Raw genomic sequence first — 9332 nt, forward strand, 5'->3', positions numbered from 1 at the left:
TTGTTGACGGTTGACTGTCAACAAACAGCGCTCAATCAAATTATGCGTTCGCGTAGCGTGGCCGTAGGCCAATCGCACTTCTGACTTGCTGTCGCATACAATCAATTACTCACACACCTTAGGGGCGCACGGGATGCGCCCCTAAGGTTAATTTTTGTTATATTCATTATCAAGAGAACGATAGTTATAGGAACGCGCCCCCGCCCCTCTCCCCACACTGTTCTGATTCCCGATTCCCGATTCCCGTTCCCCTCCTGGGAGGGGTTAGGGGTGGGTTCCGATTCCCGATTCCCTGCGCCATAGCATACTAATTTACCCTACATGAAGCAATCGCAACACTTGCCAATCATTGGCTGGCGAGAATGGTTGACGTTGCCTGAACTTGGTATTATACAGGTCAAGGCGAAAATTGACACTGGCGCACGTTCATCCGCCTTACATGCCTTTGATATCAAAACCTTCGACCATGATGGGATCAAGTGGGTTCGGTTTAAAGTGCATCCCTATCAGCGGGACAGCCATCAAACTGTAATCGCAGAAGCGAAACTGTTAGACCAGCGAAAGGTACGCAGTTCCAATGGACAAACTCAGTTGCGACCGGTTATCCAGACTACTGTAAAACTAGGTAGCAAGCAGTGGCCGATTGAACTTACCTTAACCAATCGAGATGCCATGGGTTTCCGGATGTTGCTGGGGCGTCAAGCTGTTCAGAGGCGCTTTTTGGTAGACTCGGGTCATTCCTTTGTACAAAGTTCAACTACGAGTCACCAGAGCAATGATAGGAGTAATCAAGGATGAAAATTGCTATCTTATCCCTAGATGCTGGCTTATATTCTACCCGACGCTTGAAGGATGCTGGGGACAAGCGGGGTCATGAAATGCGGGTGATTGACTATATGCGCTGTTATATGAATATTACAGCTCACAAGCCAATGGTAATGTATCAGGGCAAACCCTTAGATGACTTTGATGCCATTATTCCCCGGATCGGGGCATCAAAGACCTTCTATGGCACCGCCGTTGTACGGCAGTTTGAAGTGATGGGTGTTTTTAGTGCTAATCCAACTCAGGCAATTTCCCGCTCTCGTGATAAGCTACGCTCTCTTCAGATCCTTTCTCGTGAAGGTATTGGTTTGCCCGTAACTGGCTTTGCCCATTCCACCCAAGATATTGACGGCTTAATCGAGATGGTAGGTGGTGCTCCTTTGGTGATTAAACTATTGGAGGGTACCCAAGGCATTGGGGTGGTACTGGCAGAAACTCATCAAGCTGCTACCTCCGTCATTGAAGCCTTTCGCGGTTTAGAAGCCAATATTTTAGTCCAAGAATTTATCAAAGAAGCAGGGGGTATGGATATTCGTTGCCTTGTGATTGATAGTAAAATAGTAGCATCAATGAAGCGACAGGGAGCAGAAGGGGAATTTCGCTCGAACCTACACCGAGGGGGAACAGCAGAAAAAATCAAGTTAACCCCTGAAGAGCGTAGCACAGCAATTCGTGCTGCTAAAGCCATGGGATTACGCATAGCTGGGGTAGACATGGTACGCTCCAATCATGGTCCGGTAGTGTTGGAAGTAAATTCTTCACCAGGACTAGAAGGAATTGAAAAGGCGACTGAAGTAGATGTGGCGGGGAAGATTATTGAATTTTTGGAAAAAAGTGCTGCGAATGATAAAAAAGGTACACCTCGCAGTGGAGCTGTTCGCGATCGCATAAAGTATTAAATTGTCATTCAATTTTGACGGAATACTAGGTTATTGTTACTAGAACATAGGTAAATTATTGATTAGGGTGTCAGGAATGAATCCAAGCCTGGAACAGTCAAGTATAGATACCACGACTATGATGACATCTTCCGAACCATTGGTCGAGGTGCCGAAAATCTTGGAAGAAGAGCGCATGCAAAAGGAGCGTATGCATGATGTACTGCTGCTGCTGGAACATTTAGTAGAAAGGGAAGAGGCTACCGTGAAGCTCATCCTCGATTGCCTCTACGATGTTGGCTCAGTAAACCTGATCAACAAAAAGTTTCAGTCTCGCTCCCTCAACTGGATGATGAAATCAATTGCCCGTATGTCCAAACCAGCCTTCAGAGTTGTTGCTCTGCGCTGGTTTAAGAAGAATTGTCCAGAACTAATTACTAAGTGGCTGGGGGAGCAAGTGCAAGGGAGCAGCGAGTCGGGAGTCGGGAGTCGGGAGTCGGGAGTCGGGAGTCGGGAGTCGGGAGTCGGGAGTAGGGAGTAGGGGGAATAAAATTGAGTGTACCTGATAAGTACGAGAAACGCCTTTATGCGTAAGTCCTGAAAAGTTTACCGCTGGCTCAGCCTATCCTGACACCGAACAGCTTTTGAATAAAATAAGCTGACGGCTGAATGCTGACACCTTGAGTTAGGAATTTTCACAAAACCAATAGTTGACAAATCTGGTCAAGCAGTTGACAATTTTCTGCTGATATCAGTCATTCAAAAGCTTTTTTAGCGCGAGTGCGCCCCTAGCATACTCACAGTTTGTTCACAAAGTTTGATTAATCTTTCATCAGAGCTTAATCAAAGGAGCCGAATTTCTAAGTAAATACTCTGTTTCGGGGTAAACAACCAGCTGATGCCTAATGTCATGACTAAAAAGGGGAGGAGATGGAGAGAGTCAAGGTCGGCAAATGCCAGTTGTTAACAACTCCGATGCTACCAGATTTGCTCTAAAAACTCTGATTTAAAACTAAGGAGAACGTTGATGAACACACAATCAGAAACTGCCATTAAGCACAGTGATGTAATCAACCGGATAGTACTGAATCGCCAAAACACTGAAGAAATTGGTCGGGTAGCTGAGCTGTGGCTCGACCCAATGGCTCATAAAGTTTTGGGTTTGGTTTGCAAGTCAGGACTGCTGGGTCGCAAAAAACGGTCATTTACTTGGGCAGAAATTGAGGCGATTGGCTCCGACAGCATTCTAGTTTACCTTGACTCGGAAACCGCAGCGAAAAAACCCCCATCAGTGGAATCGATTGTGGGACATCAGTTGTGGACGGACGGAGGGAATCAGGCAGGTACTTTGGTGGACTATCGATTTGACCCCAACACCGGGACGGTAGTTGAGTATATCTTTGGCTCCAAGGGCTGGCGTGGTGTCACTGATGGCACCTACCGACTTCCCCCTGTCGCCATCGCCAGTGTGGGCGGTAAACGAGTGATGGCCATAGAGGCGATGGTGCAAAACGCTGAGCAGTATACCGATGGCATCAACCAAAAAGTTGCTCAGGCGGCTGAATCCTTGAAAGATGACTACGCCAAAACTAAGGAAGATATGGCGGCGCTGATGGAAGGGGCTCAGGGGTTAGCGACTCAAGTGCAAGAAAATGCTAAAACAGTAGCGGAGAATACCCAAAATAAGTTCTCTGAGGTTGCTGGTCAAGTGCAACAGACCACTAAACAGGTGACTGGTAATGTTCAAGAGAAGTTTTCTGATGTCACCACTCAAGTGCAAGAAAATGCTAAAAAAGTAGGGGAGAATACCCAAAATAAGTTTTCTGAGGTTGCTGGTCAAGTGCAACAGACCACTAAACAGGTGACTGATAATGCTCAACAGAAGCTCTCTGATGTTGCTGGTCAAGTGCAAGAAACTACTAAAAAAGTAGCGGAGAATAGCCAAAATAAGTTTTCTGAGGTTGCTGGTCAAGCACAACAGACCACTAAACAGTTAACTGGTAATGCTCAACAGAAGCTCTCTGAGGTCGCTGGTCAAGCACAACAGACCACTAAACAGTTAACTGGTAATGCTCAACAGAAACTCTCTGATGTTGCTGGTCAAGTACAACCGACCAATAAAAAAGTAGCGGGGAATGCCCAAGAGAAGTTTTTTGAGATTGCTGCTCAAGTGCAACAGACCACTAAACAGGTGACTGGTAATGTTCAAGAGAAGCTTTCTGATGTCACCGCTCAAGTGCAAGAAACTACTAAAAAAGTAGCGGAGAATACCCAAGAGAAACTCTCTGAGGTCGCTGGTCAAGCACAACAGACCACTAAACAGCTGACTGACCAGGCTAAGGAAAAACTAGTTCAAGTAAAGACAAAGTTGCCGAGTGCTGACTCCGCTACTACTACAGAAGCTGCTCAGAAAGACAAGACACTCAAAGCTAGTTCTGAGCCAGAATCTGCCAAAACAGCTCTTAAGCACTAACTGATCTATACAACTCAAGGAGAAAAATACCATGAGACAAGTTGCAATACTGGTAACTAGACAATTTGCAATGGTGCTAAGTATTTTAGCGATCGCATCTTGGTTGTCTCTAGCTACTGATGGTAATGAGAACTCTCAGTCTAAACCGACTCCGAGTTCAGCAGAAGCAACTGCACCCCAAACACCAGCAGAAACCGTTGCATCCGAGAGAAAAGAAAAACAGAGCTCTCTGCAGAACATAATCTCTGTGTTAATGGTCGCTGATCAGTAATATCAGTATTCAGCGATCAGCCCTCAGCGATCAGCCCTCAGCGATCAGCCCTTGGCCTACGGCCAACGGCTGAATGCTTACTTAGTAATATCTCAGAAGGTGGCAAGAAACGTTTATTTAAGAAGTACTCAAATAATGATCACCACTGACAACAATAGCGATTGTGAATTTCTTCAAGAAGACAGTATATGGTCTGACCTCAGAGCAATAAGAGTTATTAATGGGTTGCAACAGGAGGTGGAGTTCCTAGAAGCCTCAGTGAAACGGCTCCAAATCTGGCTGGTTTTAAGTATTGTGATCCTAGGAGGTAGTATTGCTGCTATCAGTCCCCTTGGTGCTATGACTTACAAGCAGTTGCAGCAGCAATTCGCACCAGTAAATTCCTGGAAAACCACTCAACAAAACCGGTGATTTTTTGATTAATTATTCACCAGACTTCTTGCAGAAGTCGGGAACAGGGAACAGGGAACAGGGAACAGTGGAGAAGAATTGACGCAAACACTATCAGAAAAATACTTTTGCAAGAGGTCTACCATTAAAACTAAATATAGCGTTTCTAGGATTTATGAGGTACGCTTCTCAACCTCAAAGTCCCCCTTGATAAGGGGGATTTAGGGGGATCTCTTGGTACCTCATGGCATATATAATTGCTCTAATAAATACTAGAGTATTACTAAATTAATTGTGCCCATTTTTGATCATAATTTTCCTACTCCCTACTCCCTACTCCCTACTCCCTACTCCCTACTCCCTACTCCCTACTCCCTACTCCCTACTCCCTACTCACTGTTCTCTTTGCTATAAAAAACCAACAATAAATAGTCTCAAAAAAAGGCCATGACTAACAACAATCATCTAAGTAAAACAAGCACGATCAATAATTTTGCTATAGACAACAAACCTCTTACCAACACAGCCCTTCCTGTTGTGACCCCAGTCAATCCTCTTGCTAATCTCCAAGAGCAACATATCGAAGAAGTCGCCGAAGCATTGGTGGAATTTAAAATGACTGCCATGTCCGATAAGAAGAAACAGGAGCAAGAAACAAAAGAGCTACAGAAAAAAATGGGTCGTTTCACCGCTATTTGGATGATTTTAATCTTGATGGTAGCAGGAGCAGGAGCTTGGACAGGATATTTCTTTTATACCCAGTTCAAGGAGCTAACTACAGAAATTACGTCATTGAAAGAGGCTCCGGCAGAATCAGAACAGGCAAAACAAGTTCAACAGCTAGAACGAGCAATATTTTGACTTCTGACTTATGACTTATGACTTCTGACTTCTGACTTCTGAATTCTGAATTCTGACTTCTGACTTCTTACCTCACAACCCTGCTTTTTACCGTACCAAAGGCTCAAGAATTGTCACCAAACTCAAGGGCATCAGCTCTTTACTAAGGGATTGAGCATAGGCAGCACTCAGATAAGCTTGGTACTCTGATTTACCAGCAATATAGGTTTGGAAAAATGCTAAACTCAATGCTTTCATATACTCCTGAGCAATAGTTGGGTCAGGACCAAGCACTGCCTCAGGTAAGGGGACATCATCGGGTGATGGGGCGAGGGTGGAAAAGTGGGTTCCTCTCCTAAGCAATACTAGATACTTCTGTAGAGTTGTCAGCCAAGTAAAGGGTTGAATCTGTTCTGGTAACGCTGGCGCTATGGTATCATCACTACCAGCGACTACCATCAGGGGCACTTGAATTGGGCTAAGTTGGGATTTTCCTAAGACTGTGCTAGTAATTGGATTAATTGCGATCGCACCTTTAATCCGTTGATCCGATAACTGATAGTCCTGTGGTGGCAAGTCAAAGGCACGACACTGAAGTAGTAGGGATATATTCAAGGTATCCTGATTTAAGGGAGCGCAATCCTGTTGCAATTGCTCAAAATTGATCTCGGCTCCAGCAAGAGCTAAGGATGTGTAACCCCCAAAGGACTGACCCAATACTCCCACCTGTTGCAAATTTAACTGCCCTTGAAAGGAACTTTCTAGTTCATCCAGTAAAAACTTAATATCCAGAGGGCGGTTAATAAATTCTGATGGTGGAGCTGCCTCTTTGGCAAGACCAGTTAACAAAGCCTGTATTTGATCCGCATTACTGCCTGGATGTTCCGGTACAGCCACAGCAAATCCATGGGATGCCAGGTGACGGGCTAAGTACTCAAATGTCTTCCGTTCTGAACCCAGTCCGTGGGAAATAACAATCACTGGTGCTAACCCTTCCCTTGGGGAATCTGGCAAATACAAGTCAACGGGAAACTCTCGCCGAGGGCCCAGGTCATCGAAGGTAATGCTTTGCTTAGTATAACTTACTGAACCTGGTTGCCGTAAGTCTAGGGAGAAATCGGATAAACCTCGCTCTGTCTGGGCTGCCGCTTCCTGATCCGATGCCTGTTCCACTGCTGAAATGGCGATCTGGGTTTGCTGAATCAGCTTCGATAAGTCATCAATAATTTCAAAACCCCGTTGTGAGTTAATCCGAATCCCGTAAGTCGGAAATTCCCGCAACACATTCAAAATCGTCAACCCTTCTGGCTGAAAAGCGGCTTTGATTAAAGCAGCTCGAATGGCATAGAAACCGGGTTGACGAGCTTTGGTTTGTATGACTTCACCTACCCGTTGTAGAATTATTTCTCCTTGAGGTGAGTAGAGGAATTGAGCGATCGCTACTGGTGTGACATCAATGGGAGTAATTAAGACCTGCCGCAGTTGTTTGAATTCTTCTGGCTTTACATACCCCGCATAGAAGGCTAAGGATGGCTCAACTTTGCCCACTGTCGCATAAACTTCTAGAGCTGCGATCGGTAGAGAAAACTCAATTGGACCATAGGAAATATAGATTTTCTCTGCTGCCTCAACTGGTGGAGAAATCATCACTGGGGTGAGCAACAATCCTAGATTCAGCAGCAGCCATCTTAGTCTAGTTTGTGGTTTACCTTTTGCGAATCTGAACATATAGCGTTTCCAAATGATTTGTAAAACTAGATTGTAATTTGTTCTAATACAAAAAACGCTGTATTCCTTACTAATGTTAGTGATTGGAAGTTTTATTTTCCCTAAAGCATTTCATTATTTGTTCACATCTCAAATGTATATACTATAGCGCTACTCCCGACTCCCTACTCCCAGGGCTTGCGCTTGACCCGTAATTAAATTCGCCACGGGTCGCACCGCTCCCGACTCCCGACTCCCGACTCCCTAGTGCTGCTGTATTATTTAATAACGATTTGTCAATTTTTGATGACATTTAGGGGTAGATTAAATAGACTAGGATTATGTTCTTGCGAAATTTTGTGGTAGAGTGAATAACTCTAGCCAAGATTCAAGGTTGTTTTCCTAGAAAAGACTAACTAGTTTTTTAGTCTTTTTTGGGAGACTAGCTATGATAATTTAAGATAAATAGGATAGCGTCTTAAGAGGGTGCATCTTAACAAAAACTGGGGAGCTATAAGGTGCTCATTCCAGTAAAATAGTACACTTTGTTTGATGGGCAATTGTGTGTAGCACTGTGGCTAGGGTAAACTATTTTACTCATTGAATATAGAACATGAATACGTTAAAAGGACGCGATTTTTTAGGTTTAACAGACCTCAGTGCTAGTGACATTCAGGAACTATTGGATAAAGCCACTAAGTTAAAAAACGCTCAGTGGAATCCTAGGTGCAATAAGGTTTTGGGATTATTGTTTTATAAGGCTTCCACACGAACACGGGTCAGTTTTTCCGTAGCTATGTACCAAATAGGCGGTCAGGTGATTGACTTAAATCCCAATGTCACCCAAGTTGGTCGTGGAGAACCGGTAGTAGATACAGCGCGAGTGTTAGATCGCTACTTGGATATTCTAGCAATTCGTACCTTTGAACAAAAACAGTTGGAAACCTTTGCGGAATATGCCCAGATTCCAATTATTAATGCTTTGACCGATTGGGAGCATCCCTGTCAGACTTTAGCCGATTTGTTAACGATTCAGGAATGCTTTGGAACACTAGCTGGTTTGACATTGACTTATTTTGGCGACGGTAATAATGTCGCTCATTCACTAATGTTGGGCTGCGCTCTAATGGGAATGAATGTCAGAGTCGCCACACCACCAGCTTATCAACCTGATAGTGCTATTTGTGAGCTTGCCCTGAAAACCGCAGCTAGCCGCACAGAAGTAATGGTTACCGATGACCCAGTAGCTGCTGCCAAGGAAGCTCACATAATTTATACTGATGTTTGGGCAAGTATGGGTCAAGAAGCCTCAGCTGAGGAGCGAATTCCAATTTTTCAGCCTTATCAAGTTAATCAACAGTTGTTAGACCATGCTGACCCATCAGTAATTGTACTCCACTGTTTACCCGCTCACCGGGGCGAAGAAATTACAGACGAGGTAATCGAAGGCTCGCGATCGCGTGTTTGGGACCAGGCCGAAAACCGTTTACATGCCCAAAAAGCTTTACTGGTCAGTCTTTTAGGGGTTGATTGAATCGTAAGGGAGTCGGGAGTAGGGAGTAGGGAATAGGGAGTAGGGAATAGGGAGTAGGGAGTAGGGAGTAGGGAATAGGGAATAGGGAATCGGGAATCGGGAATCGGGAATCGGGAATCGGGAATCGGGAATCGGGAATAGGAACCCACCCCTAACCCCTCCCAGGAGGGGAAAAGAGGGAACAGGAAAAAAATCCTGTGTACCTCATAGCTATGAAAACGCTATAACTCCCTCCACTCCCCATCTCCCCATCTCCCCATCTCCCCATCTCCCCACACTCCCCACCCTCCCCATCTCCCACACTCCCCACACTCCCCACACTCCCCACACTCCCCACACTCCCCACACTCCCCACACTCCCCACCCTCCCCATCTCCCCACACTCCCCACCCTCCCCATCTCCCCACACTCCCC

Annotated in this window: 11 protein-coding genes and 1 pseudogene; 9 read left to right on the forward strand and 3 right to left on the reverse strand. The window is 45.2% G+C overall.

The annotated features are described in order from the left end of the window. The first annotated feature begins 321 nt into the window (after positions 1 to 321). The 8 genes from F6K49_RS19990 to F6K49_RS20025 all read left to right on the forward strand — a co-directional run bounded on the left by F6K49_RS19990 (position 322) and on the right by F6K49_RS20025 (position 5698). A complete protein-coding gene (locus F6K49_RS19990; protein WP_293099419.1) occupies positions 322 to 798 on the forward strand; it encodes an ATP-dependent zinc protease in 477 nt (158 codons plus the stop codon). Next, a complete protein-coding gene (gene rimK / locus F6K49_RS19995) occupies positions 795 to 1724 on the forward strand; it encodes a 30S ribosomal protein S6--L-glutamate ligase (RefSeq protein WP_293068378.1) in 930 nt (309 codons plus the stop codon). The genes F6K49_RS19990 and rimK overlap by 4 nt, the downstream gene beginning before the upstream one ends. A gap of 76 nt (positions 1725 to 1800) precedes the next feature. Continuing rightward, a complete protein-coding gene (locus F6K49_RS20000; RefSeq protein WP_293068376.1) occupies positions 1801 to 2244 on the forward strand; it encodes a hypothetical protein in 444 nt (147 codons plus the stop codon). A gap of 486 nt (positions 2245 to 2730) precedes the next feature. Then, complete coding sequence (locus F6K49_RS20005; protein WP_293020806.1) at positions 2731 to 4176, forward strand: PRC-barrel domain-containing protein; 1446 nt, start codon at positions 2731 to 2733, stop codon at positions 4174 to 4176. Positions 4177 to 4207: 31 nt separating this feature from the next. Next, positions 4208 to 4447, forward strand: coding sequence for a hypothetical protein (locus tag F6K49_RS20010; RefSeq protein WP_293020808.1), 240 nt, complete (start codon positions 4208 to 4210; stop codon positions 4445 to 4447). 51 nt (positions 4448 to 4498) lie between these two features. Continuing rightward, on the forward strand, positions 4499 to 4858 hold the full coding sequence (locus tag F6K49_RS20015; protein WP_293020810.1) for a hypothetical protein: 360 nt from the start codon (positions 4499 to 4501) through the stop codon (positions 4856 to 4858). 283 nt (positions 4859 to 5141) lie between these two features. After that, positions 5142 to 5288, forward strand: a complete 147-nt coding sequence (locus F6K49_RS20020) for a hypothetical protein (RefSeq protein WP_293099424.1) — start codon at positions 5142 to 5144, stop codon at positions 5286 to 5288. Continuing rightward, positions 5285 to 5698 (forward strand): hypothetical protein, encoded by a 414-nt coding sequence (locus F6K49_RS20025; RefSeq protein WP_293030381.1) that lies wholly within the window; start codon positions 5285 to 5287, stop codon positions 5696 to 5698. The genes F6K49_RS20020 and F6K49_RS20025 overlap by 4 nt, the downstream gene beginning before the upstream one ends. An 87-nt stretch (positions 5699 to 5785) precedes the next feature. On the opposite strand, the gene F6K49_RS20030 is transcribed toward F6K49_RS20025, so the two are convergent. Both F6K49_RS20030 and F6K49_RS20035 read right to left on the reverse strand, forming a co-directional pair. Continuing rightward, complete coding sequence (locus tag F6K49_RS20030; protein WP_293099427.1) at positions 5786 to 7405, reverse strand: alpha/beta hydrolase; 1620 nt, start codon at positions 7403 to 7405, stop codon at positions 5786 to 5788. 142 nt (positions 7406 to 7547) lie between these two features. Next, a complete protein-coding gene (locus F6K49_RS20035) occupies positions 7548 to 7697 on the reverse strand; it encodes a hypothetical protein (protein WP_293099430.1) in 150 nt (49 codons plus the stop codon). Positions 7698 to 7997: 300 nt separating this feature from the next. Here F6K49_RS20035 and argF point away from each other — a divergent pair, with 300 nt between their 5' ends. After that, on the forward strand, positions 7998 to 8918 hold the full coding sequence (gene argF, locus F6K49_RS20040; protein ID WP_293099433.1) for an ornithine carbamoyltransferase: 921 nt from the start codon (positions 7998 to 8000) through the stop codon (positions 8916 to 8918). Between the two features lie 210 nt (positions 8919 to 9128). Here the strand turns inward: argF and F6K49_RS20045 are convergent. Beyond that, a pseudogene (locus F6K49_RS20045) lies at positions 9129 to 9332 on the reverse strand (hypothetical protein); the annotation flags it as partial.

The organism is Moorena sp. SIO3I6 (assembly GCF_010672095.1).

What these genes read in the sequence shown, in the direction of transcription:
- F6K49_RS20030 (WP_293099427.1), bottom strand. Translation starts at nt 7,405, where the DNA reads ATGTTCAGATTCGCAAAAGGTAAACCACAAACTAGACTAAGATGGCTG.
- F6K49_RS20010 (WP_293020808.1), top strand. Translation starts at nt 4,208, where the DNA reads ATGAGACAAGTTGCAATACTGGTAACTAGACAATTTGCAATGGTGCTA.
- F6K49_RS20005 (WP_293020806.1), top strand. Translation starts at nt 2,731, where the DNA reads ATGAACACACAATCAGAAACTGCCATTAAGCACAGTGATGTAATCAAC.
- argF (WP_293099433.1), top strand. Translation starts at nt 7,998, where the DNA reads ATGAATACGTTAAAAGGACGCGATTTTTTAGGTTTAACAGACCTCAGT.
- F6K49_RS20025 (WP_293030381.1), top strand. Translation starts at nt 5,285, where the DNA reads ATGACTAACAACAATCATCTAAGTAAAACAAGCACGATCAATAATTTT.
- F6K49_RS20035 (WP_293099430.1), bottom strand. Translation starts at nt 7,697, where the DNA reads ATGTCATCAAAAATTGACAAATCGTTATTAAATAATACAGCAGCACTA.
- F6K49_RS19990 (WP_293099419.1), top strand. Translation starts at nt 322, where the DNA reads ATGAAGCAATCGCAACACTTGCCAATCATTGGCTGGCGAGAATGGTTG.
- F6K49_RS20000 (WP_293068376.1), top strand. Translation starts at nt 1,801, where the DNA reads ATGAATCCAAGCCTGGAACAGTCAAGTATAGATACCACGACTATGATG.
- rimK (WP_293068378.1), top strand. Translation starts at nt 795, where the DNA reads ATGAAAATTGCTATCTTATCCCTAGATGCTGGCTTATATTCTACCCGA.